This is a genomic window from Solirubrobacter soli DSM 22325 (assembly GCF_000423665.1).
GTDB lineage: Bacteria > Actinomycetota > Thermoleophilia > Solirubrobacterales > Solirubrobacteraceae > Solirubrobacter > Solirubrobacter soli.
Map to the genome: position 1 here is coordinate 69,052 of NZ_AUIK01000016.1, position 22,620 is coordinate 91,671.

Here is a 22,620-nt window from a genome sequence, read left to right on the forward strand (position 1 = left end):
CAGGTTCGACCCGGGCGCCGATGACGGGGAGGCACCGGATCCCGATGCTTGTGACCATGACGATCGATGCAAACGACGCCGTCCGGGTTCGCGGGCTCCGCAAGAGCTACGGGGACCTGACCGCCCTCGACGGCGTGGATCTGACGGTGGCCCGCGGCGAGGTGCTCGCGCTGCTCGGCCCCAACGGCGCCGGCAAGACGACGATGGTCGAGATCCTCGAAGGTCACCGCAAGGCCGACGCCGGCCACGTGTCCGTGCTCGGGTACGACCCGGGCAAGCGCGAGCGCGGGTTCCGCGAGCGGATCGGCATCGTGCTCCAGGAGGCCGGGCTGGACCCGACGATCAAGGTGCGCGAGGCGATCGAGCTCTACGGCGCCGCGTACGCGCACCCGCGCTCCGCTGACGAACTGCTCGACCTCGTCGGGCTCGGCGACCGCGGTGACTATCGCGCGGCCGACCTCTCCGGCGGCCAGCGCCGGCGCCTGGACCTCGCGCTCGGCCTGGTCGGCGACCCCGACCTGATCTTCCTCGACGAGCCGACGACGGGCTTCGACCCGGCCGCGCGCCGCCAATCATGGGAGACGATCGCGAACCTGCGCACGCTCGGCAAGTCGATCCTGCTGACCACGCACTACATGGAAGAGGCGCAGTACCTCGCCGACCGCGTGGTCGTCCTCGCCAAGGGCCAGATCGTGGCCGAGGGCACGCCGGACGAGCTCGGCAGCGCCGATGCCACCACCGTCGTCAGCTTCCGCGAGCCGGCGTACCACGAGACGCTCCCGCTCCCCGAGGGCGCGACCGTCCACCGCGGCACCGTGAGCTTCCGCACCACGACCCCCACCGCCGACCTGGCGCCCGTGCTCGAGTGGGCGGCGACCCGTGGCATGGAGCTCGAACACCTGACCGTCGCACGTCCCACGCTCGAGGACGTCTATCTCGACCTCACCGCTTCCGAGGAGGTGGCCGCATGACCGCTATCGCCGCTGAACTGCCGCTGGCCGGCAAGTGGGTCGCCGGCCGCGTCCGGATGACCCTGCGCAACCCCCGCGCGCTCGTCTTCACGTTCGCGTTCCCGCTGATCCTGATCGTGCTCTTCAGCGCGCTGAACGGGAACGCGGAGGTGGACGCGTACGGCGAGAAGATCCGCTTCGCCCAGTTCTACACGCCCGCGATCGCGATCTTCAGCCTCGTCACCGCGTGCTACACGACCCTGATCCTGGGCATCGCGACCGCGCGTGACCAGGGGCTGCTCAAGCGCGTCCGCGGCACTCCGCTGCCGATGGGTATCTACCTCGGCTCGTGGGTGACCGGCGCGATGCTCACCGGCATCAGCGCGATCCTGCTCCTGTTCCTGGTCGCGATCCCGGCCTTCGGCGTCGACGTGTACGCCAGGACGCTCCCCGCCGCGATCGTCACCCTGGTGCTCGGCGCCGCGTGCCTGTCCTCACTCGGCGTCGCGGTCGCGTCGCTGGTCAAGAGCGCCGATCAGGCGATGCCTGTGGCGCAGCTGACCTTCCTGCCGGTCTCGTTCATCTCCGGCATCTGGTTCCCGCTCGACGGCGCGCCCGACTGGCTGGTGCATGTCGCGCACTTCTTCCCGCTCTACCACATCGTCAACTCGTTCGGGGGGGCCTTCGCGCCCGGGACCACCGGCAGCGGCTTCAACGGCTCCGACCTCAGCGCGCTGCTGATCTGGACGGCCGTCGGCCTGTTCGTGGCGGTGCGCCGCTTCCGCTGGGAGCCGTAGTCTCCGGCGGCATGAGTTGGTTCAGGAGTGCGGTCGTCTACCAGATCTACCCGCGGTCGTTCGCGGACTCCGACGGTGACGGGATCGGTGATCTGGGCGGCATAGCCGCGCACTTGGACCACTTGGCGGAGCTCGGGGTCGACGTCCTGTGGCTGTCGCCGGTGTATCCCTCGCCGCAGGACGACGCGGGCTACGACATCAGCGACTACCAGGACATCGAGCCGGTGTTCGGGACGCTCGCGCAGTTCGACGAGCTGCTGGCGGGCGTCCATGCGCGCGGGATGAAGCTGATCATGGACCTCGTCGTCAACCACACGTCCGACGAGCATCCGTGGTTCGTGGAGTCTCGCGCGTCGATCGACTCGCCGAAGCGCGACTGGTACTGGTGGCGCTCCTCGGTCCCGAACGACTGGCGCTCGTTCTTCTCCGGGCCGGCGTGGGAGCTCGACCCCGCCACGGGCGAGTACTACCTGCACCTCTTCTCGCGCAAGCAGCCGGATCTGAACTGGGAGAACCCGGAGGTCCGCGCGGCGATCTACGAGATGATGCGCTGGTGGCTGGACCGGGGCGTCGACGGCTTCCGGATGGACGTCATCAACCTGATCTCCAAGCCGCCGGGGCTGCCGTCCGGGAACTCGTTCTCGCTCAACGCGCACGGGCCGCGGCTCCACGAGTTCCTGCAGGAGATGCACCGCGAGGTCTTCGCCGGGCGGGACGGGCTGCTGACGGTGGGCGAGATGCCCGGCGTGACCTTGGAGGAGGCACAGCTCTTCACCGATCCGGCACGGGAGGAGCTCGACATGGTCTTCCAGTTCGAGCACGTCCAGCTCGACCAGGGGCCGACCTCGAAGTGGGATCTGCGGCCGTTCCGGTTGCGTGATCTCAAGCGCTCGTTCGGCCGCTGGCAGACCGGCCTGCTCGAGACCGGCTGGAACTCGCTCTACTGGAACAACCACGATCAGCCGCGGGTGGTGTCGCGGTTCGGCGACGACGGTGAACATCGCGTCGCCGCGGCGAAGATGCTCGGCACCGTCCTGCACCTGCATCGCGGAACGCCGTACGTCTACCAGGGCGAGGAGCTCGGGATGACGAACGCGCCGTGGGCGACGATCGACGACTTCCGTGACATCGAGTCCTTGAACCACTATCGCGAGGCGATCGCGGAGGGTGCTTCGGCGGAGGACGTGCTGTCGGCGCTGCGCACGATGGGCCGCGACAACGCGCGCACGCCGGTGCAATGGACGGCGGGGCGGTTTGGGGGCTTCACGACCGGCGAGCCGTGGCTGCCGGTGAACCCGAACCACACCACGATCAACGCCGAGGCGGAGCGGGCGAACCCCGACTCGGTCTTCCACCACTACCGGCGGCTGATCGCGCTGCGGCACGCGCTGCCGGTCATCGCCGACGGCGACTTCACGATGCTGCTCCCGGATGACGAGCGCGTCTACGCCTTCACGCGTTCGCTGAACGACGTGTCGCTGCTCGTGCTGGGGAACTTCAGCGGCGACCCGGTCCTGGTGGCGCTGCCCGGGTGGGACGACGCTCGCGCCGTCATCGGGTCTCCGGGTCTGTGGCTGGGGCCGTGGGAGGGGAAGGCTTTGTTGCGCTGACGGCGCGCAGGACCTGGTAGACGACGATCGCGCCGAACGTGCCGAGCGCGATCCCACCGAAGGTGTAGTCGCCCCAGTTGAGCGTGTAGTCGCCGGCGCCGACCACGAGCGCGACGCCCGCGGTGGTGAGGTTGACCGGGTCCCGGAAGTCGACCCGGTTCTGGACCCAGATCCGCGCGCCGAGCACGGCGATCAACCCGAACAGCACGGTCACGGCGCCGCCGAGGACGCCGACCGGGATCGCGGAGATGACCGCGCCGAACTTGGGGAACAGGGACAGGCCGATCGCGATGGCGCCGGCGATGATGTAGGCGAGCGTCGAGTAGACGCGGGTGAGGCCCATCACGCCGATGTTCTCGGCGTAGGTCGTGGTACCCGAGCCGCCGAACGCGCCGGCGAGGGTCGTCGCCGCGCCGTCGGCCATGATCGAACGGCCGATCAGCGGGTCCAGGTCGTGGTCGGTCATCGCCGACACGGCTTTGACGTGGGCGGCGTTCTCGGCGATCAGCACGATCACCACCGCGGGGACGATCAGCAGGATCGCGTGGCCGTCGAACGTGGGCGTGGTCAGGTCCGGGAGCCCGAACCAGTCGGCCTTGTGGACGTTGGTCCAGTCGACCTTGCCGAGGATCGCGGCGAAGACGTAGCCCGCGGCGACGCCGAGGAAGACGGAGAGCTGCCCGGCCAGGCCGCGAAGACCCACGGTGGCGAGCAGGATCGCGGCCAGCGTGAAGAGTGCGATGCCCGCCTGTTGGCTGAACTCGGTCTTCGCGACCGGCGCGAGATTGAGCCCGATGACGGCGACGATCGCGCCGGTCACGACGGGTGGCAGCAGGAACTCGACGACGCGGTAGCCCGCGCGGTCGATCAACAGGCCGAGCAGCGCCAGCACGACGCCGGAGACGAGGATGCCGCCGAGCGCGGCGGGGATCCCGCCATCGGCCTTGGCCGCGAGCACCGGCGCGATGAACGCGAAGCTCGACCCCGTGTAGGACGGGACCTTGTTGCCGGTGATGAGGACGAACAGCAGCGTGCCGATGCCGCTGAACAGCAGCGTCGTCGTGACCGGGAAGCCGGTGAGCACCGGCACCAGCGCGGTCGAGCCGAACATCGCCAGCACGTGCTGCGCACCGAGCCCGAGCATCGCCGGCGTCGCCAGGCGCTCGTCCGGCGCGATGACCTGCCCTTCGCCACCCTCCCGCAGCGTCCACATGCGGGTGAAGCTACTCCGGGGGGCAGACGGCGTGGCGGCATATCGCCGGTGTATCGAAAAGCGGATACGCGCCGACAACACCCCGCTGTCTTGGATGCAGCCATGATGGGGATCACGGTCTATGGATGCGGACAGGACGAGGCCGCCTTGTTCCGCGAGCTGGCGCCGCGCCTCGGCGTCGTCCCGACGATCACCGCGGCTGCGGTTTCTGAAGGCAACATCGGGCTTGCGGCAGGAAACCGCTGCATCAGCATCGGTCATAAGACGCAGGTCACGAACCCGACCCTGCGTGCGCTCGGCGAAGCCGGTGTGACGTACATCTCCACGCGAAGCGTCGGCGACGACCACATCGACGCCGGGTACGCGGAGAGCCTGGGCATCTCCGTCGAGACGGTCGCCTACTCACCGGACAGCGTGGCCGACTACACGCTGATGCTGATGTTGATGATGGTGCGCCATGCCCGATCGGTCATCAGGCGTGCCGACGTTCATGACTACAGGCTCAACGAGGTGCGCGGGAAAGAGCTTCGCGACCTGACGATCGGCGTGATCGGGACAGGACGCATCGGCGGCGCGGTCGTCGAGCGGCTGCGGGGATTCGGCTGCCGGACACTCGCCCATGACACCCGGCCCAACACCGCTGCCGACTACGTCACGCTCGGCGCGCTGCTCGAGCACAGTGACATCGTCACGCTCCATACGCCACTGACGTCCGAGACCCACCATCTCCTCGATCGCCGCCGTATCGAGCAGATGAAGCACGGGGCGGTGATCGTCAATACCGGGCGCGGCGCGCTCGTCGACACGGAGTCGCTCGTCCGCGCCTTGGAGAGCGGCACGCTGGGCGGCGCGGCACTGGACGTCCTCGAAGGCGAGGAAGGGATCTTCTACGCCGACCGCAGCGGCGCGCCGATCGAGAGCGAGCTGTTGCTGCGGCTGCACCAGCTGCCGAACGTGCTGATCAGTCCGCACACCGCCTACTACACGGACCACGCCTTGAGCGACACCGTCGAGCGTTCCCTGACCAACTGCCTGAACCATGGATAGGTTGAAGGTCGGGATCATCTTCGGCGGCTGTTCGGAAGAGCATCCGATCTCCGTCAAGTCGGCGCAAGAGGTCGCACGACACCTCGACACCGCCAAGTACGAGCCGTTCTACGTCCGGATCACGACGAGCGGCGCCTGGATGCTCAGTGACGGCCGCCCGGCGGTCCTCTCGCCGGATCGGAGCGACCCCGGACTGCTGGTGCTGGAGCAGGGGCGCTACGAGACGATCAGGTTGGACGTGGTGCTGCCGATCCTGCACGGCAAGCTCGGCGAGGACGGAGGCATCCAAGGGTTGCTCGAGCTCTCCGGCATCCCGTATGCGGGCTGTGACATCCAGAGCTCTGCCCTGTGCATGGACAAGTCCCTGACGTACACGGTCGCCCGAGCCGCGGGCATCGCGACGCCGAGGTTCTGGAGCGACGACGTTGCTCTGAGCGAGCTCACCTATCCCGTCTTCGTGAAGCCCGCCCGCTCGGGATCCTCATTCGGCGTCAGCAAGGTCTCCCGCGCGGAAGATCTTCAGAGCGCCGTCCGAACCGCACGAGCGTACGACTCGAAGGTGCTGATCGAGGAGGCGGTCATCGGCAGCGAAGTCGGCTGTGCCGTCTTGGGGAACGGGCCGGAGCTGCTCGTCGGTGAGGTCGACCAGATCGCGCTGTCGCACGGCTTCTTCAGGATCCATCTCGAGGACGAGCCCGAACGCGGTTCCGAGAACGCGACGGTGCTCGTTCCCGCCGACATCTCCCAAGCGGCGCGTTCGCTCGTCCAGGAGACCGCAAAGGCCATCTATCGCGCGCTGGGATGCCGCGGGCTCGCGCGGGTGGACATGTTCTTCACCGAGGACGGGACGGTCGTGCTCAACGAGGTCAACACGTTGCCCGGCCTGACGTCCTATAGCCGGTACCCGCGGATGATGGCCGCCGCCGGAGTGCCTCTGGGCGAGGTGATCGACCGCATGGTCTCGCTGGCACTGACATGAACAGCGACTTCGTCTTCGTCGATGAGCTCGTGTCCGGAGTGCGCTGGGACGCGAAGTACGCGACATGGGACAACTTCACCGGCAAGCCGGTGGACGGGTACGGGGCGAACCGCATCGTCGGCGCACGGTCGTTGTGCGCGGCGTTGGAGGACGCGCGAGAAGCGGCCGCATCGCTCGGCTTCGGCCTGCTGCTGTGGGATGGGTATCGCCCGCAGCGCGCGGTGGACTGCTTCCTCCGCTGGTCCAAGCAGCCGGAGAACGGTCGCACGAAGCTGCGGCACTACCCGCGCATCGACCGGACCGAGATGGTCGAGAAGGGCTACGTCGCCGCGAGGTCCGGCCACAGCCGGGGCAGCAGCGTGGACCTGACGCTCTTTCACCTCGCCACAGGCGAGCTCGCCTCGATGGGCGGCGACCACGACCTGATGGACCCGATCTCCCACCACGAGGCAGCCGGCATCACGCGGATCCAGGCGAGAAACCGCCGGCACCTCCGTTCTGTCATGGACGCGTGTGGCTTCAACTCCTACGAGTGCGAGTGGTGGCACTACACGCTCAAAGACGAGCCCTATCCGGACACCTACTTTGATTTTCCCATCGTCTGAGCTGGCGGCCCATCTGGACGGTGAGCTGGTCGGGCCCGACGTCGGCATCGAAGGGGCGAGCATCGACTCGAGGACGATCCGGCCCGGGCAGCTCTACGTTCCCATCGTCGCCGAGCGCGACGGCCACGCCTTCATCGGAGCAGCGCTCGAGGCCGGCGCGCCGGCCTACCTCACCGCGCGGGAGCCGGTCGGCGGGACGGCCATCCGTGTCCGTGACACCGCCGCCGCGCTGCTGCGCCTCGGACGGTTGGCCCGCGGTCGCGTCGGCGGCGCGATCGGCATCACCGGGTCGGTGGGCAAGACCACCACCAAGGACCTCCTGGCCGGCTGTCTGGCGTCGACGTTCCCCACCGCCGCGAGCGAGCGTTCCTTCAATAACGAGCTGGGCCTCCCGCTGACGCTGCTCAACGCGCCGGAGGCCGCGCGCTGGGTGGTCCTCGAGATGGGGTTCCGACGCGTGGGTGACATCGAGCGGCTGGCCGCCGTCGCACGTCCTGAGGTCGGCATCGTCACCAGTGTCCACAAGGCGCACGTGGCGTCGTTGGGCGACCTCGACGGCGTCGCCCGCGCCAAGGGCGAGCTCGTGGCCGCGTTGCCGGCATCCGGTCTCGCGGTCTTGAACCTCGATGACCCCCGGGTCCGGGACATGGCGCCGCTGAGCGCCTGCGACGTGCTCGGGTACTCGATCGGTGGCGCCGCCGACGTGCGGGCCTGCGACATCACCCTCGACCGTGACCTGCGCGCGCGGTTCCGTCTGTCGTCGCCATGGGGTGGGACCGATGTCCGGCTCGCGTTGCACGGCGTGCAGCAGATCCCGAACGCGCTGGCGGCGGCGACGGCCGCGCTGTGGTGTGGGGTCTCGCTCGACGCCGTCGCCGCGGCATTGGCGACAAGCCAGGGCTCGCCCTGGCGGATGGACGTCCAACGCGTGCCCGGCGGCCCTGTCCTGGTCGTCGATTGCTACAACGCGGTCCCCGCGTCGGCCGAGGCGGCCGTCCGTTCACTGGCGGCGTTGCCGGGCGACCGCAAGCTGGCACTGCTCGGGGTGATGGCCGAGCTCGGAGACGAGAGCGAGGGCGAGCATCGCCGGATCGCCCGCGTGGCGGAGGAGCTCGGGATCGATGTGGTGGGCTATGGGACCGGCCTCTATGGCGAGGCGCATGTGACGGGCCTCGACGAGGCGGTCGCTCTGTTGCGCACGATGGGCCCGGGCGACGCGGCGCTGGTCAAGGGCAGCCGCGTGGCTCGGCTCGAAGAGGTGGTGGACGCATACCGGCGGTAGTCCAGGCGATCGGCGCCGTCGCAGGCGCGGCCACGCTCGTGGGCCTGGTCGCGCTCTCGACCCTCCATGTCTCGCACGCGCGTGACGTGCAGCGGCTGCGTGAGTGGGCTGGTCGGGCGGATCGCACCCGCCCGTGGCACCGCCGGATCGGCGCACGTCATGTCGCGGTCGTTGTCGTCGCTCTGCTCGTCCTCGGCGGGCTCCGGGCGACCGGCGGCGGGGACACGTCCGGCAACCCGCACCCGCGCAAGCCCGACACGCCGAAACCCAAGCACGCCCCCGTCAAGCCCGGCAAGGTCACCGTCGCCGTCCTCAACGGCACGACGGTGCCCGGTCTGGCGGCGTCGCTGCGCGACCGGCTCGTCGCCGCCGGGTTCAGGCGGGGCGCGATCGACGTCTACTCGGACCAGCAGCTGTCCGAGTCGGTCGTCCAGTACGCGCCCGGGCGCCAGGCCGAGGCGAAGGCCGTCGGCCGCAAGCTCTCGATCAGCCGGCGTGAGCCCATCACCGCCGACAGTCGCGCGATCGCCGGGGCCGCGACCGTGATCGTGATCGCCGGCGCCGACAAGGCGCCGTAGGCGCATATCCCCGACGTATCGGAAACCACATACGTGCCGGCAACGCCGCATCGCCTTGACTGCGGGCATGAGCTACAGCACGCCTCAAGCCAAGACCGTGGCCGACGAAGGCTGGTCCCTGGTCGGAGTCCTCGACAGGCCCCTCGCTCGTCGGCTGCTTCGGGCGGTCGACGAGGTGGCTGCCCGATCGACCGACGGGCACCTTCACCAGCTGTCAGGCCTGGCGCAGCATCCCGAGCTGGCAGCCGTCGTCGACTGGCCGCCCCTCTTGGCGCTGGCGGTCGAGCTTCTCTCGCCCAACGTCTACATCAACCACTCGCACCTGGACGTCCACCCGCCGCACCCGCCCACCGGCGCCCACCGCTGGCATCGTGACAACGGCCTGATGGGTCGGGACATGCGGCTGCTCTGGCGGGACCAGCCCCGGGTGACCCTGAAGGTCGCCGTCTACCTCACCGATGTGGCATCGCCGGATGACGGCGCGCTGGAAGTGGTGCCTCGCAGCCATGTCGACACGAAGTCGCGGTATCCGACCGAGGAACAGTCCGCCGGCGTGCCCATCCTCGGCCCCGCGGGCACGGTCGTGGTCTTCGACGCCCGGCTCTGGCATCGGCGGCGGGACAACGTCGGCACTCGCGTCCGGCGCGCCATGTTCATGGCTTACAGCTACCGGTGGCTGACGTCGCGCGACATTCCGTTCGAGGACGTCCCCGAATGGGCGGGCCTGCCTCCGATCCGCCGTCAGCTGCTCGGTGACAAGACGGTCGACCCGTTCTACTGGGCCTCCGGCGAGCTCCCGCTCGATCCCCGTTCCACGGGCTTGCAGGAGGCGGCGTGACGCGGGTCAGACGTCGCCGCGCTCGCGGCCCACGGCCTCGGCGACCTCCGCCCGCGATCGCACCCCGAGCTTCCCGAACAGCCGGCTCATGTGGCTCTCGACCGTCTTCTCCGAGAGGAACAGCTCGCCCGCGATCTCCTTGTTCGTCCGGCCCGCCGCGACCAGGTCGGCGACCTCGCGCTCGCGGCCGGAGAGGCTGTCGAGCCCCTCGCCGCCGCTGGAACGGCGGCGTCGCGCACCGGTCTTCACGCCGCGCCGCCGCAGCTCGCGCGCGGCCTCGTCCCGGAGCCGCACGGCGCCGCAGGCGGCGAGGTCGGACTCGGCCCGCTCGAGCAGCCCCGCGTCGTCCGCCGCACGCCCGGCGAGCATTCGCGCCCGCGCCGCCTGGATGATCGCTCCGACGCTGTCGGCGAGCTCCGCCGCGGCCAAGGCCGGCTCGGACGACGCGTCGAGCTCGGCACGCGCGCACAGCACGGATGCTTCCGCGTAGGGGAGGCCGAGGCCCTCCGCGGCCGCTTCGCCCCGCGCCACCCACTCCGCGGCCGCGGCGGGGCGCTCCAGGGCGAGCTCGGCGCGGGCGAGGATCGCATAGAGCCAGGCGCGGCGGCCGGGCTCGACGCCCGCGAACTCGGGCGCGCCGCCCGCGCTCATCGCGGTCAAGCAGCCCTCGGGCTCCCCGGCCTCCAGTTGGGCGGCCGCGACGTGGACGCGGGTGGCTCCGGACAAGACGCTCTCGTCGAGTCCGTCGAGCAGCGCCATCGCCTCCGCGCCGGCGGAGCGGGCGCGGCCGAGCTCGCCGCGCAGCGCGCTCACCCACGCGTCGGCGGTCAGCGCGAAGCAGAGCATCTGGCGGTTGCCCCACAGGCGTGCGCCCTCGACGGCGGCGTCGGCGGCGTCGGCGGCCTCGCTCAGCCGGCCGCGGACCTCGAGCGCGTGGGCGAGCCCGATCGTCATCGGGATCACGAACTGGCCCTGCCCGGAGGCGCGGCTGACGGCGATGCCGCGGCGGAAGTGGCGGATCGCGTCGTCGTAGCGCTCGCAGAAGAACTCGCCGAACCCGAGGTAGTAGGCGGCGTCGAGGCGGCCGGAGAGCGCGCCGTCGTCGAGCGCGTCGAAGCGGTTGGACGCCTCCTCGCGCAGCGCCTGCGCGTCGGCGATCTGGCCGAGCCCGATCGCGCCGAAGCACTCCAGCGCGAGCGCGACCGCGGCGAACGGGGCGGCGTCGATCGACCGTGCCGTCGCCTGCGCGCGCTGCGCCCACTCGCGCACGGCGGCGAAGTCCGAGTCGTAGAGCGCGTCCGCCGCCAGCTCGACCTCGAGGTCGGCCGCCGCCCACGCGGCCTCGCCGAGCTCGTCCAGGGCTTGGAGCAGCCGCGCGTGCGCCGCCGCGTGGCGGCCGAGCAGGTTCTCGCACATCGCGCAGCCCGCCACGAGCCGGGCGCGCACGGGCGCGAGCTCCGGCCCGACGAGGTTCAGCCCGTCGTCCAACGCCTCCAGGGCCGCCTCGAGCCGCCCCGTCGCCGCCAGCGCCTGCGCGAGGCCGACGAGCAGCTCGAGCCGGCGCGGCATCGTCTCGGGCGTCTGCGGGAGCAGCCGCAGCGCCGCGCCGAAGCGGTCGGCGGCGGTCGCGGGAGCGCGCGCGGCGGCGTGTCTGCCGGCCTCGATCAGCACCTCGAGCGCCTCGTCGTCACCGGGGCGCGCGCAGCGTTCGAGGTGGTGCGCGCGGGCGGCGAGCGACCCACCCCGCGCGGCCAGCGCGTCCGCCGCGCGCTGGTGCGCGGCGATCCGCCACCCGTCGGCCGCGGACTCGTAGATCGCGGTCCGCACGAGCGGATGCCGGAACCGGAACCGCCGCGGCACGTCGGTGGCGGCGAGCAATCCGCCGGCGAGCAGCTCGTCGAGCGCGGCGAGCGCGGCCCGCTCGTCGCCGAGCGCCGGCGCCGCTGCGCCGGCCGCGCCCGCGCCCCCGCCCGCCGCTGCGCCACCACCGCCCAGTGCCGCGCCGCCGCCCGCCTCTTCCAGCCCGGCGGCCGCGGCCGCGAGGTCGATGTCGACCGGGTCACCCGCGACCGCGGCGCCCTGCGCGAGCAGGCGCGCGGCGTCGCTCAACGCGGCCACCTCCTGCTCCAGCGACCGGGCGACCGCCCGCGGCACGCCCGCGCCCGCGGGCTCGGCGGCGACCGAGCGACCCGCGGCGTGCTGGCGGGCGAGCTGCTGGAGGAAGAACGGGTTCCCGCCGCCCGCCTCGTAGATCTCGCCGCGGATGGGGCCTGGGATGTCGTTGCCGAGCAGGGTCTCGGCGTCGGCGAACGACAACGCGCCGAGCGAGCGTTCAATCACCGAGCCGTCGCGCTCGGCGGTCGCCAAGGCGGTCGCGAGCAGTGGGCGCACCGGGGCGGGCCGGAACGCCAGCGCCAGCCCGACGCGTCCGCGCGGCGGCCGGCGCAGCAGGTGGGCGACGAGCTCCAAGGACGCGTCGTCGGCCCAATGCAGGTCGTCGAGCACGACCACGATCGGCTGGACCTGCGCGAGCGCCTCGAGCAGCGTCCGCACCGCGCGGTGCGTGCGATAGCGCTCATCCTGCAGGCCCGCGGGGATCCGGCCGACGGCGGGCAGCACCGCGGCCAGCTCGGGCAGCTGGTCGCCGACCAACCGCTCGAGGCGGTCGACGCCGAGGAACTCCGCGTGCTCGGCGAGCGCGTCCTCCCACACGCAGAACGGGAGCTCGCGTTCGAGCTCGGACGCGCGGCCCGACAGCACCAGCGCGCCCGCGGCGTCCGCGCGGGTCTGCAGCTCGTCGAGCAGGCGCGTCTTGCCGATCCCGCCCTCGCCGCTGAACGCCAGCACCGCGCCGCGCCGTGCGCCGAGCTCTTCGAGTGCGGCGTCCACGGCCGCGAGCTCAGCGCGCCGACCGAGCAGCGTTCCGTTAGAGGCGGCCATGAAGGGTACGCGCCAACTTTAACCCCGCCGAGGCATCCGTTTGTGGCTTTCGTGCGGAGTAGGACCTGGACACCTCCTCTCAACCCCCTCCCGGAAGGAAGGCACGAGATGCATATGAAGACCCTGACGGCACTGGCCGCGACCGCTGCCCTTGCCCTCGGTACAGCAGCGTGCGGCGGTTCCGACGAACCCGCCACCACAACCAAGCCCGCCGCGACCCCGGTGGCGCAGATCCCCACGCTCACCGGCAAGGACACGGCGGTCACGCTCGACAAGGGCTTCGTCACGGCGCTCGGCCAGCTCAAGCTGACCCCGGCGCCGATCGGCTCCGCCCAGATCAGCAAGGCCGGCGTCGCGTCGTTCCCGATCACCGGCGGGAACGTGACCTACTACACGCCTGGCACCGAGTCGCCGTACGTGCAGGGCGAGATCGACCACGCCGGCTCAGGCCTGAGCCTCACCGGCGGCGGCAAGACGGTCGAGCTGACCGACTTCGAGGTCGATCCGGGCAAGTCCGTCCTCACCGGCAAGGTGACCGTCGACGGCAAGGTCGCGGCCGAGTCCGCGCCGCTGTTCTTCCTCGACGGCCGCACGCTCAAGCCGCTGGAGACCAACGACAACGGCACCGCGGTGCTCGAGGGCACGACCGTCAAGCTCAAGCAGGAGGCGGCGGACCTGCTCAATCAGACGTTCGGCACCGACGCGCTCAAGGCGGGCTTCGTCATCGGCATCGCCAAGATCACCGTGAATACGGCGTAGACGTCGCGGGCTCGGCGGGCGCGGGCGGGCGTTTCGGGGCGAGCGCCCGCCCGCTCCAGGCGATCGCGGGCTTCTCGATCAGGAACCACGAAGCGATCGCCAGCGCGAACGTGAACGGCAGCACCCACGCGATCGCGGGCAGGAACCGCTCCGGGAATCGGTCGTGGAGCTGCAGCGCGTACATCACGGGCATGTGCCACAGGTACACCCCGAAGCTCAGCGTGCCGAGCACCCGCAGCGGCGGACTCGACAGCAGCCGCCCGGGGCGAGCCGCGATCCCCCACACGATCGCGGCGAACCCGAGCGACCCCGGCAGGTCCGCGATCGCGTGCCCTGCGACGCCCGTCCCGCCCCCGCTGTGCCAGACCGCGTTGGCCACAACCGCCGCTGTACCGCCAAAAACAACGAAAGCCACCTTAAATCGCCCCAGGCCGGCTTTAGGTTTGACAGTTGCGGCGAGGATGCCCGCGGCGAACGCGCCGAGGTAGGACGGGAGCGTCCAGGTGGCCTCCGGCGGCCAGGCGTGGATCGTCCCGATCGTCGTGTAGGCCAGGCCGGCGAGGATCAGCGCGACGCAGACGAGCCACTGGCGTTTCGCGCGCAGCAGCGCGAGGCCGATCAGCGGCAGCACGACGTAGAAGCTCACTTCGATGTGCAGCGACCAGAGCGGCGGGTCGAGCTGGTTGCGCGTCTCCGGGAAGATGTTGGCGACGAAGAGCAGGAACTTCGGGAGGTCGTGCAGGTCGATGTCGCGGCCGTGGCCGGACCCGTGGATGAGCAGCAGCGTGCCAACCACCGCGGCCCAGTAGGCGGGCGCGATGCGGGCGAAGCGGCGCACCGCGTAGCGGCCCAGAGATGGCGCGCGACCGCGGATCCACGGTTGCGCCAGCAGGAATCCGGACAGGACGAAGAACAGCTCGACCGCGATCCGCAGCTCGCCGATCACACGGTCGAGCACGTCCGTGCGGCCGGGCGCGGGGAAGTTCGCGTCGGTGTACATCCACACGTGCAGCACGACGACGGCCAGGGCGGCGAGGCCGCGCAAGCCATCGAGAGCGTGTAAGCGGGGGCGAGAAGTCCGAGCCATTCCCTACAACCAACGTATGAGCCGACCTGAAGAGCTCCTGAAGCGCCTGGCAGGCCCCGATGCCGAATTCCGCGAGCATCAACGCGAGGCGATCTTGGATCTCGTCGAGGACCGTGCTCGAGTCCTGTGTGTCCAGCGGACCGGTTGGGGCAAGTCCGCTGTCTACTTCGTTGCCACTTCGCTGCTTCGCGAAACCGGCGCCGGCCCGGCGCTGATCGTCTCGCCGCTGCTGGCGCTGATGCGCAACCAGATCGAGGCGGCGCAAAAGCTCGGCATCCGCGCCCACACGATCAACTCGACCAACCGCGACGCGTGGGCCGAAGTCCGTCAACTGCTCGAGACGGACGCCGTCGACCTGTTGCTGATCAGCCCTGAGCGCCTCAACAACCCGCAATTCCGCGACACGATGCTGCCGCTGTTCGCCGAGCGCGTCGGCCTCCTCGTGATCGACGAGGCGCACTGCATCTCCGACTGGGGCCACGACTTCCGCCCCGACTACCGGCGCATCCAGGACATGCTCGCCCGGTTGCCCGAGGGCGTCGCCGTCCTCTGCACGACCGCGACCGCGAACGACCGCGTGGTGGCGGACATCTCCGACCAGCTCCAGCTCGGGGGAGCGGAGCTGCGCACCTATCGCGGCGAGCTCTCCCGCGCCTCCCTGCGCCTGGAGGTCGTCGAGCTGCCCGCCCAGGCCGACCGCCTCGCCTGGCTCGCCACCCACCTCCCGAGCCTCCCGGGCAGCGGGATCGTCTACACGCTCACCAAGCGCGACGCCGACACCGTGGCCGAGTGGCTCAACGCCCACGGCGTCCCCGCCGAGGCCTACTCGGGCGAGGTCGACACCGAACGCCGCATCGGCACCGAGGAGCGCCTGCTCCGCAACGAGCTCAAGGCGGTCGTGGCGACGAGCGCCCTCGGCATGGGCTACGACAAGCCCGACCTCGGCTTCGTGGTGCACTACCAGGCGCCCGGCAGCGTCATCGCGTACTACCAGCAGGTCGGCCGCGCCGGCCGTGCGATCGACCGCGCCGACGTCGTCCTGCTCAGAGGCCGCGAGGACCGCCGTATCCAGGACTTCTTCATCGAGCAGGCGTTCCCGCCGAAGGACCGCGTCGACCGCGTGCTCGAGGCGCTCGACGACGACGGCGCCACCACGAACGAGCTGATGGGCGCGGTCAACCTCGGCAAGGGGCGCATCGAGGCGATGCTGAAGGTGCTCGACGTCGAGGGCGCGGTCACCCGCGAAGGGACGAAATGGCTCAGAGTCCCGGGCGCGGACTGGCACTACGACGGCGACCGCTACGCCAACGTGACGAAGCTCCGCCGCCACGAGCAGGAGGCGATGGCGGCGTTCGGCGCCGACGGGCGCTGCCTGATGCGCGCGCTCCGCGAAGAGCTCGACGACCCCGACCCGCAGGACTGCGGCGTCTGCGCGGTCTGCACCGCACCCAAGTTCGATGGCCCGCTCGACCCGTCACTCGTCCGCGACGCCGCGCTGAGCCTGCGCTCGCGACCCCTGATCCTCGACGTGAAGAAGATGGCGCCCGACCCCGAGGGCAAGATGCGCAAGCTCGGCGAGGACGTCCGCGCCGAGGAAGGCCGCGCGCTCGCCCGCCTCGGCGACGGCGGGTGGGACCCGCTCGTACAACAGGGTCGGCGCGAGGGCCGCTTCGACGACGAGCTGGTCGCGGCCGCCGCCGAGGCGGTGCGCAGCTGGCGTGCGCCGGTCCAGTGGGTCACCGCGGTGCCGTCGCAGCGCAGCGGGCCGCTCGTCCCGGAGTTCGCGCAGCGGCTCGCCGACGCGCTCGACCTCCCGTTCCAGCCGACCCTCGAACGCGTCCGCGACAACCCGCCGCAACGCGAGATGACCAACTCGGTCCAGCAGGTGGCGAACGTGCGCGGCGCGTTCGCCGTGGTCACGACGCCGCCGGAAAGGGCGTGCCTGCTGGTGGACGACGTCCGCTTCAGCGGCTGGACCCTGGCGATGGTCGCCGGCCAGCTCCGCCGCAAGGGCTCTGGGCCTGTGTACCCCCTTGTTCTCGCCAGCGCGTATTAGTAGAAACGGCGTGTGGTCGGATCCGCTGTGCTCCGGCTCCGCCGGTGCTTCACCCGCGCGCTGCTCGCGGGGGACCCGGATGCGGCCGAACGCGCGGTGCGCGAGGCGATGGACGGCGGCCTCAGCGCGGCGCAGATCGACATCGAGCTGATCGCGCCCGCGCTGTTCATCGTCGGCGAGAAGTGGGCGCTGGGCGAGATCTCGATCGCCGACGAGCACCTCGCTTCCGAGATCGCGCTCCGCGTCCTGGCGCTCCAGCGGGAGGCGCAGCGCAATCGCCGCCGCCGCGGGCGCCGCCGGGTCCTGCTGCTCGCGCCCGAGGGGGAGCGCCATGTCATCGGGCTCAACATGGCCACCGACCTCCTCGACGCCGCCGGCTATGACACGCGCCTGCTCGGCGCGGACGTCCCGCTCGCGGACGTCGCGATGGCCGTCACCCGCCACCACGCGGACATCGTCGCGCTGACGGCGACGATGGCCGACAGCGTCGAGCGCATCGACGCCGCGATGGACTACCTGCGCCACGTCCACCCGCGCGTGTCGATCGTGATCGGCGGCAGCGCGGTCACATTCGAGCTCGGCGCGACCTGGAGCGCCTCGGTCTGCCCGGACGTCTCGAGCGTCGTCGACGTGGTCGACGCGCTGGTCCACCACGCCCCGCTCAACTGAGTAGGGTTCGCCGCCATGACGGTGGTCGTCGGAGGAGAGGCCCTGGTCGATCTCGTGCCGCACCAGGCGGGTGAGCTGCGCGCGCACGCGGGCGGCGGTCCTTACAACACGGCGCGCACGCTGGGCCGGCTCGACCAGGACGTGCACTTCCTCGGCTGCCTCTCCGACGACGGGTTCGGCGCGCTCCTGCGCGGCCAGTTGGCCGAGGACGGCGTCCGGCTGGACACGGTGGTCGAGACGCCGCTGCCGACGACGCTCGCGCTCGCCGAGCTCGACGACAAGGGCGCCGCCACCTACCGCTTCTACACCGAGGGGACGAGCGCCCCCGCGCTCGAGCCGGACGCCGCGCTGCGCGCGCTCCCCGAGACGGTTGACTTCCTGCACGTCGGCACCCTCGGGCTCGTGATGGAGCCGACGGCGCTCGCGTTGCAGGCGGTCGTCGAGGCGGTCGCCGACCGCGCGCTGATCATGGTCGACCCGAACTGCCGGCCGACGTTCATCCCCGACCGCGGGACCTACCGCCGCAGCCTCGCGGCGACGTTCGCCTACGCGCACGTCGTCAAGGTCTCAAACGACGACCTCGAGTACCTCGAGCCCGGCGCGGACACGGTGGCCGCGGCGCGCTCGCTGCTCGAGGACGGGCCGACCGTCGCGCTCGTCACGCTCGGCGGCGACGGCGCGCTGGTCGTGACCGCGGACGCCGAGATGGTCGTGGCCGCGCCGAAGGTCGACGTCGTCGACACGATCGGCGCCGGCGACGCCTTCGGCGGCGGCTTCATCGCCTACTGGCGGATGAAGGGCCTGGACCGCGACGCCCTCGATGACGCGAAGGCGGTGCGGGCGGCGACGACCTTTGCCTGCGTCGTCGCCGCACGCACGTGCGAGCGGGCGGGCGCGAACCCGCCGCGGCTCTCAGACCTCGACGGCGACCTCTGAGCCGGGCGCGAGCCGCGTCCGCGGCATCCGCAGGACCGTCACAGCGAGCACGACGCCGACGGCGACCGCCGCGGCGGCCAGCTCGAATCCGAGGTGGTAGCCGCCCGTGAGGGCGCCGGCGGTGCTCACGCCGTCGGCGGTCAGCGAGCTGGTGCGCTCCGCCGCCAGCGTGCCGAGGACCGCGATGCCGAGCGCGCCGGCGAGCTGCATCGAGACGTTGACGATGCCCGACCCGAGGCCGGCGTCGGCCTCCGGCACGCCGCTCATGGCGATCGTCATCAGCGGCAGCATCGCCGTCCCCATGCCGAGGCCCATCAGGGCGTACGGCACGAAGAGCTCGGGGAAGTAGGACGCGTTCTCGCCGGCGCGGGTCAGCAACAGCAGCGCGACGACGACGATCGACATCCCGACGACGACGGTCCGCTCCGGCCCGATCTTGGCCATCACGCGGGCGGTGGTGCCGAGCGACAGCGCGCCGACGGTCAGCGTCATCGGCAGGAACGCCAGGCCGGTGTCCCAGGCGCCGTAGCCGAGCACGTGCTCGACGTAGAGCGTCCCGAGCACCCACGAGCCGAACATGCCGATCACGAGGAAGCCGCGGACGACGCTGCCGCCGATCAGCGTGCGGATCCGCAGCAGGCGGGCGGGGAGGATCGGGTTCTCGATCCGCGACTCCCAGACCGCGAAGGCGGCGAGCAGGATCGCGGCGGCGCCGGCGAAGCCGAGCGTGTGCGGCGAGCCCCAGCCGTGGTCGGCCGCGGTCACGATCGAGTAGACGGCGATCATCATCGCGGTCGTGACCAGGATCGAGCCCGTGGCATCGATGCCGCCCTTGAAGCCGAGGCCCGGGCGGCTCTCGATCAGCCGCGCGCCGAGCGCGAGCACGGCCACACCGATCGGGAGGTTCACGTAGAAGATCCAATGCCAGTCGACGGACTGGACGAGCGCGCCGCCGAGCAGCAGGCCGAGCGACCCGCCGGAGGTGACGACGAACATGTAGGCGCCCATCGCCCTCACGCGCTCGTCGGGGCGCGGGAAGTCGGTGACGATGAGGGCGAGGATCACCGAGGTGGCGATCGCACCGCCGAGGCCCTGGAGGAAGCGCGCGGCGATCAGCAGCAGCTGGCTGTCGGCGAGGCCGCAGAGGGCGGAGGCGATGGTGAAGAGCGTGACGCCGGCGAGGAAGACCCGCTTGCGACCGACCAGGTCGCCAAGCCGTCCGGCCATCAGGAGGAAGCTCCCGTAGGAGATCAAGTAGGCGCCGACCACCCACGTGAGGTCGGCTTGAGAGAAGCGCAGATCGCGCTGGATGACGGGCAAGGCGACGTTGACGATCGTCATGTCGACGACCATCATCAGCTGCCCAAGGCAGACCACGACCAACGCCATCCACTTGCGCCGTGAGGCGCTCTGGGGAGTATGGATAGTCACTGGACTAGTGACTATATTGCTTCCATGACGATCCCGCAACCGCTATTATCTGGACCGACATGTCCGCTTCTTCGCCAGGCTCGATCGTTTTGCTGACGCGCCTGTCGCGCTTGGTCTACAAGCGTGCGACGGAGGACGTCCTCGGCATGCGGCTGAAGGCGTACGTGACGCTGTCCAACCTGCGCGAAGGCCCGCGTGGGCAGCAGGATCTGTGCGTGTCGATGCATCTGGACCCGAACAACTGCGTCCTGATGCTCAACGACCTCGAGGATCTCGGCTACGTCATGCGCACGCGCGATCCCGCGGACCGGCGCCGGCACATCGTGAAGATGACGCCCGCCGGCCACAAGGCGATGCTCGCGGCCGAACAGGCGATGGAGTCCTTGGAGGACGACGTCCTCGGCGCCCTCTCGATCGAGGAGCGCGAGGTGCTGCGTTCGATGCTCGACCGCGCGTTGGCGGCCGAGCCTTCACTCACGCCGTGAGGCGGGGACGCTCACAGGCGTCCTCGTAACAGACCTCCGGGTAGTGGTCGGAGGCGCCGGTGTGGAAGTGGGGCGTCGGCTCGGTGTACGGGCCGTCGCCCAACGTGCGCTTGAGCGCGTTGAGGAGCTTGGTCATGGGGAGTTCCTTGGGGAGGAGAGGAAGAACCTACGCCCGTTCTATCGGCAGGGCGTGCCGAGATAGTAACAAGCTTGTGACAGTGCAAATGCCTGCTAACAATCGATAAACCTCGGAGTTCCGACTATCGGGTTAGCAACCCCGCGTCGATCACGAGCTCGGTGCCCGTCAAATAGCGCGCCTTGTCGCTGACCAGGAAGCGCACGGCCTCGGCGACGTCGCTCGTCTCCACCCACGGGACCGGGAGCAGGTTGCCGGCGCTGGCCTCGGCGATCTCCTTCGGCGTCTTTCCCTCCATCTCGGCCAGGCCGTCGTTGAGCGGGGTGTCGACGCCGGTCGGGTGGATCGAGACGACGCGGATGCCGTACGGCGCGAGCTCGATCGCCCATGACTTCGTCAGCCCGGTCAGGCCCCACTTGGAGGCCGCGTAGTGGCTGAGGCGGCCCATTCCGCGCAGGCCCGCGATCGAGGAGTTGTTGACGATCACGCCTCGCTTCGCCTCGATCATGTGCGGGATCACGTGGCGGGCGACGATCCACGGGCCTTTGAGGTTGATGTCGATCATCGCGTCCCAGGCGTCCTCGGTGAGCTCGTGGGCAAGGCCGTAGGCGCAGATGCCGGCGTTGTTGAAGAGGACGTCGATGCGGCCGAAGTGCTCGTGGGCCTCCTTCACGGCTTTGGCGACCGCGTCGTCGTCACGCACGTCGGCGACGAACGTCAGGCACTCCGTGGCGACCTCGTCGCGGAGCGATTCGAGCTCCTCGGTCGATCCCATCCGGTAGCTCGGGTACTCGAGCGGCTTGCCGACGTCGAGCGCGACGATGTCGTAGCCGTCCTCGGCCAGCGCGAGCGCGGCGGCGCGGCCCTGGCCGTGGGCGGCGCCGGTGATCAGGGCGACCGTCATGCCGCGTACGTCTGCAGGTAGCCGTCGAGGTCGACTTTGAGCGCGTCGTTGAAGACGTTGGTGGCGACCATGATCGCCCCGAACGCGGTCAGCGTGACGATCTGGGCGGTGTCCAGGCGCTCGGAGAGCCTGGCGTACAGCGCGTCGTCGACCGAGTGCGGGTCAGTGCCCAGACGCCGGCCGAAATCGACGATCAGCTCGTCGAAGGAGTCCAGCTGGAGCTCGCCGGGATCCTCGCCCGCGTCGATGATCAGCCGGCGGAAGAACGTCGAGCAGATCAGGCAGTCGCTGGCGGTCGAGATCGCGTGGCAGAACAGCCAGGTGCGCCGCTGGCCGAGGAACGGCTCGACCTGATCGTGCAGCGGATACCAGGTCAGCAGGGCGTCGAGCGCGACGGGCGAATGCGCCAGCGTCCACTTCATGTTCGTCATGCGGCTGCCGGAGGCCAGATGGGCCGCGGCGATGTCCTGAGAGGCGGGTGGAGCAGACGATTCGTCGACCGGACTGATGCGAGCCATCCGAAGATCCTATGGTTGGCACCGTGCAACCCGGGGGCGAGTTCGGCGGCTACCGGATCGAGGCCGTCGAACGAGAGGATGCGAACGTCGCGGTGCTGCGCGCCACCGAGCGCGAGGGTCGCACGGTTTCCTTGTACGTCGCGGGCGCGCCGCCGGGGTCGTTGGCGACGGTGCGCTTCCTCGAGCGCGCCCACCGGCTGGGCGGCGTGGACCACCCGCACCTGCTCGGCGTGTACGACACGCGCACGCTCGAAGGCCGCGCGGTCGCGGTCGCCGAGGCGCCGGAGGGGCGGCGCCTGGACGAGGTCCTCGCCGACGGGCGGCTCGGGCCGGCGTCGGCGATGCGGATCGCCCGCCAGGTCGCGTCCGCGGTCGACGCCCTCGAGGAGGCGGGTGCGCCGCCGCCGCCGCTCACCGCCGAGCGGATCTGGGTCGACGCGCACGGCGACGCGCAGTTGGACGGGCTCGACGCGCACCTCGGGGTCGCCCTGCCCGCCGCGTCCTCCTCGGCCGCGCTCGCCCACCTGGTCGGCGACATGATCTCGAGCACCGGCGACGACCTCGAGCTCGTCCTGACGCGCGCGCTGGAGGGGGCGTATCTGTCCGCGGGACAGTTCGCCGACGACCTGCGGCGGGTCGAGAGCGGCACCGCGCGGCGGCGTCGCGACACCGCGCTGACGATCACCGCCTGCGCCACGTTGGCGCTGGTGATCGTGCTGCTCGTCGCCTTTGCGTGATCGCGGTCACAGTGCGCGATTAGCAGATGTTTTGATGACGTGAAGGTGGGCGGGTCGCGAAGC

Annotated in this window: 22 protein-coding genes; 15 read left to right on the forward strand and 7 right to left on the reverse strand. The window is 70.8% G+C overall.

Translation table 11 applies throughout. The features are described from left to right. Positions 1 to 56: 56 nt before the first annotated feature. The 3 genes from G569_RS0112375 to G569_RS47810 are packed head-to-tail and all read left to right on the forward strand — an operon-like array spanning position 57 to position 3,357. Positions 57 to 971: an ABC transporter ATP-binding protein gene (locus G569_RS0112375; protein ID WP_037496389.1), complete on the forward strand. Its 915-nt coding sequence runs from the start codon at positions 57 to 59 to the stop codon at positions 969 to 971. Beyond that, positions 968 to 1,747 (forward strand): ABC transporter permease, encoded by a 780-nt coding sequence (locus tag G569_RS0112380; RefSeq protein WP_028063643.1) that lies wholly within the window; start codon positions 968 to 970, stop codon positions 1,745 to 1,747. The genes G569_RS0112375 and G569_RS0112380 overlap by 4 nt, the downstream gene beginning before the upstream one ends. An 11-nt stretch (positions 1,748 to 1,758) precedes the next feature. Beyond that, on the forward strand, positions 1,759 to 3,357 hold the full coding sequence (locus G569_RS47810) for a glycoside hydrolase family 13 protein (RefSeq protein ID WP_037496227.1): 1,599 nt from the start codon (positions 1,759 to 1,761) through the stop codon (positions 3,355 to 3,357). Here the strand turns inward: G569_RS47810 and G569_RS0112390 are convergent. Beyond that, positions 3,299 to 4,570 carry a uracil-xanthine permease family protein gene (locus G569_RS0112390; RefSeq protein WP_028063644.1) on the reverse strand — a complete coding sequence of 424 codons (1,272 nt, stop codon included), beginning with the start codon at positions 4,568 to 4,570 and terminating at the stop codon, positions 3,299 to 3,301. The genes G569_RS47810 and G569_RS0112390 overlap by 59 nt on opposite strands. Positions 4,571 to 4,672: 102 nt before the next feature. Here G569_RS0112390 and G569_RS0112395 point away from each other — a divergent pair, with 102 nt between their 5' ends. The 6 genes from G569_RS0112395 to G569_RS0112420 all read left to right on the forward strand — a co-directional run bounded on the left by G569_RS0112395 (position 4,673) and on the right by G569_RS0112420 (position 9,899). After that, positions 4,673 to 5,617, forward strand: coding sequence for a D-isomer specific 2-hydroxyacid dehydrogenase family protein (locus G569_RS0112395; protein ID WP_064750338.1), 945 nt, complete (start codon positions 4,673 to 4,675; stop codon positions 5,615 to 5,617). After that, entirely contained in the window at positions 5,610 to 6,596 is a 987-nt protein-coding gene (vanA, locus tag G569_RS0112400) for a D-alanine--(R)-lactate ligase (RefSeq protein ID WP_028063646.1), read from the forward strand. Before G569_RS0112395 ends, vanA begins: the two co-directional genes overlap by 8 nt. After that, positions 6,593 to 7,201 (forward strand): D-Ala-D-Ala dipeptidase VanX, encoded by a 609-nt coding sequence (gene vanX / locus G569_RS0112405; protein ID WP_028063647.1) that lies wholly within the window; start codon positions 6,593 to 6,595, stop codon positions 7,199 to 7,201. The genes vanA and vanX overlap by 4 nt, the downstream gene beginning before the upstream one ends. Beyond that, positions 7,182 to 8,483: a UDP-N-acetylmuramoyl-tripeptide--D-alanyl-D-alanine ligase gene (locus tag G569_RS0112410; protein ID WP_028063648.1), complete on the forward strand. Its 1,302-nt coding sequence runs from the start codon at positions 7,182 to 7,184 to the stop codon at positions 8,481 to 8,483. The genes vanX and G569_RS0112410 overlap by 20 nt, the downstream gene beginning before the upstream one ends. 38 nt (positions 8,484 to 8,521) lie before the next feature. Beyond that, entirely contained in the window at positions 8,522 to 9,061 is a 540-nt protein-coding gene (locus G569_RS0112415; RefSeq protein WP_028063649.1) for a LytR C-terminal domain-containing protein, read from the forward strand. A 67-nt stretch (positions 9,062 to 9,128) separates the two neighbouring features. Continuing rightward, positions 9,129 to 9,899: a phytanoyl-CoA dioxygenase family protein gene (locus G569_RS0112420; protein WP_028063650.1), complete on the forward strand. Its 771-nt coding sequence runs from the start codon at positions 9,129 to 9,131 to the stop codon at positions 9,897 to 9,899. Positions 9,900 to 9,905: 6 nt separating this feature from the next. On the opposite strand, the gene G569_RS65940 is transcribed toward G569_RS0112420, so the two are convergent. After that, positions 9,906 to 12,839 carry a helix-turn-helix transcriptional regulator gene (locus tag G569_RS65940; RefSeq protein ID WP_037496230.1) on the reverse strand — a complete coding sequence of 978 codons (2,934 nt, stop codon included), beginning with the start codon at positions 12,837 to 12,839 and terminating at the stop codon, positions 9,906 to 9,908. A gap of 114 nt (positions 12,840 to 12,953) precedes the next feature. Here G569_RS65940 and G569_RS0112430 point away from each other — a divergent pair, with 114 nt between their 5' ends. Continuing rightward, positions 12,954 to 13,598 carry a hypothetical protein gene (locus G569_RS0112430; protein WP_211232974.1) on the forward strand — a complete coding sequence of 215 codons (645 nt, stop codon included), beginning with the start codon at positions 12,954 to 12,956 and terminating at the stop codon, positions 13,596 to 13,598. Here the strand turns inward: G569_RS0112430 and G569_RS0112435 are convergent. Beyond that, positions 13,579 to 14,685, reverse strand: coding sequence for an acyltransferase family protein (locus G569_RS0112435; RefSeq protein ID WP_084284820.1), 1,107 nt, complete (start codon positions 14,683 to 14,685; stop codon positions 13,579 to 13,581). The genes G569_RS0112430 and G569_RS0112435 overlap by 20 nt on opposite strands. Before the next feature lie 16 nt (positions 14,686 to 14,701). On the opposite strand from G569_RS0112435, the gene G569_RS0112440 reads away from it, so the two are divergent. The 3 genes from G569_RS0112440 to G569_RS0112450 are packed head-to-tail and all read left to right on the forward strand — an operon-like array spanning position 14,702 to position 18,346. Then, complete coding sequence (locus G569_RS0112440) at positions 14,702 to 16,741, forward strand: RecQ family ATP-dependent DNA helicase (RefSeq protein WP_028063653.1); 2,040 nt, start codon at positions 14,702 to 14,704, stop codon at positions 16,739 to 16,741. A gap of 27 nt (positions 16,742 to 16,768) precedes the next feature. After that, positions 16,769 to 17,410 carry a cobalamin B12-binding domain-containing protein gene (locus tag G569_RS0112445; protein WP_028063654.1) on the forward strand — a complete coding sequence of 214 codons (642 nt, stop codon included), beginning with the start codon at positions 16,769 to 16,771 and terminating at the stop codon, positions 17,408 to 17,410. Positions 17,411 to 17,425: 15 nt separating this feature from the next. Further along, positions 17,426 to 18,346 carry a PfkB family carbohydrate kinase gene (locus G569_RS0112450; protein WP_028063655.1) on the forward strand — a complete coding sequence of 307 codons (921 nt, stop codon included), beginning with the start codon at positions 17,426 to 17,428 and terminating at the stop codon, positions 18,344 to 18,346. Here G569_RS0112450 and G569_RS47820 read toward each other — a convergent pair. Further along, complete coding sequence (locus G569_RS47820; protein ID WP_037496235.1) at positions 18,323 to 19,777, reverse strand: MFS transporter; 1,455 nt, start codon at positions 19,775 to 19,777, stop codon at positions 18,323 to 18,325. The two genes, G569_RS0112450 and G569_RS47820, sit on opposite strands and share 24 nt — an antisense overlap. Before the next feature lie 59 nt (positions 19,778 to 19,836). On the opposite strand from G569_RS47820, the gene G569_RS0112460 reads away from it, so the two are divergent. Further along, the gene (locus G569_RS0112460; RefSeq protein WP_028063656.1) at positions 19,837 to 20,262 is read left to right on the forward strand and encodes a MarR family winged helix-turn-helix transcriptional regulator; all 426 of its coding nucleotides are present in this window, start codon (positions 19,837 to 19,839) and stop codon (positions 20,260 to 20,262) included. On the opposite strand, the gene G569_RS62495 is transcribed toward G569_RS0112460, so the two are convergent. The 3 genes from G569_RS62495 to G569_RS0112475 all read right to left on the reverse strand — a co-directional run bounded on the left by G569_RS62495 (position 20,252) and on the right by G569_RS0112475 (position 21,820). Then, a complete protein-coding gene (locus G569_RS62495; protein ID WP_157591987.1) occupies positions 20,252 to 20,398 on the reverse strand; it encodes a hypothetical protein in 147 nt (48 codons plus the stop codon). The genes G569_RS0112460 and G569_RS62495 overlap by 11 nt on opposite strands. Positions 20,399 to 20,522: 124 nt before the next feature. Then, positions 20,523 to 21,302 (reverse strand): mycofactocin-coupled SDR family oxidoreductase, encoded by a 780-nt coding sequence (locus G569_RS0112470; protein ID WP_028063657.1) that lies wholly within the window; start codon positions 21,300 to 21,302, stop codon positions 20,523 to 20,525. Then, the gene (locus G569_RS0112475) at positions 21,299 to 21,820 is read right to left on the reverse strand and encodes a carboxymuconolactone decarboxylase family protein (protein WP_028063658.1); all 522 of its coding nucleotides are present in this window, start codon (positions 21,818 to 21,820) and stop codon (positions 21,299 to 21,301) included. Before G569_RS0112475 ends, G569_RS0112470 begins: the two co-directional genes overlap by 4 nt. A gap of 23 nt (positions 21,821 to 21,843) precedes the next feature. Here G569_RS0112475 and G569_RS0112480 point away from each other — a divergent pair, with 23 nt between their 5' ends. Next, complete coding sequence (locus G569_RS0112480; protein ID WP_157591988.1) at positions 21,844 to 22,557, forward strand: protein kinase family protein; 714 nt, start codon at positions 21,844 to 21,846, stop codon at positions 22,555 to 22,557. Positions 22,558 to 22,620 lie beyond the last annotated feature (63 nt).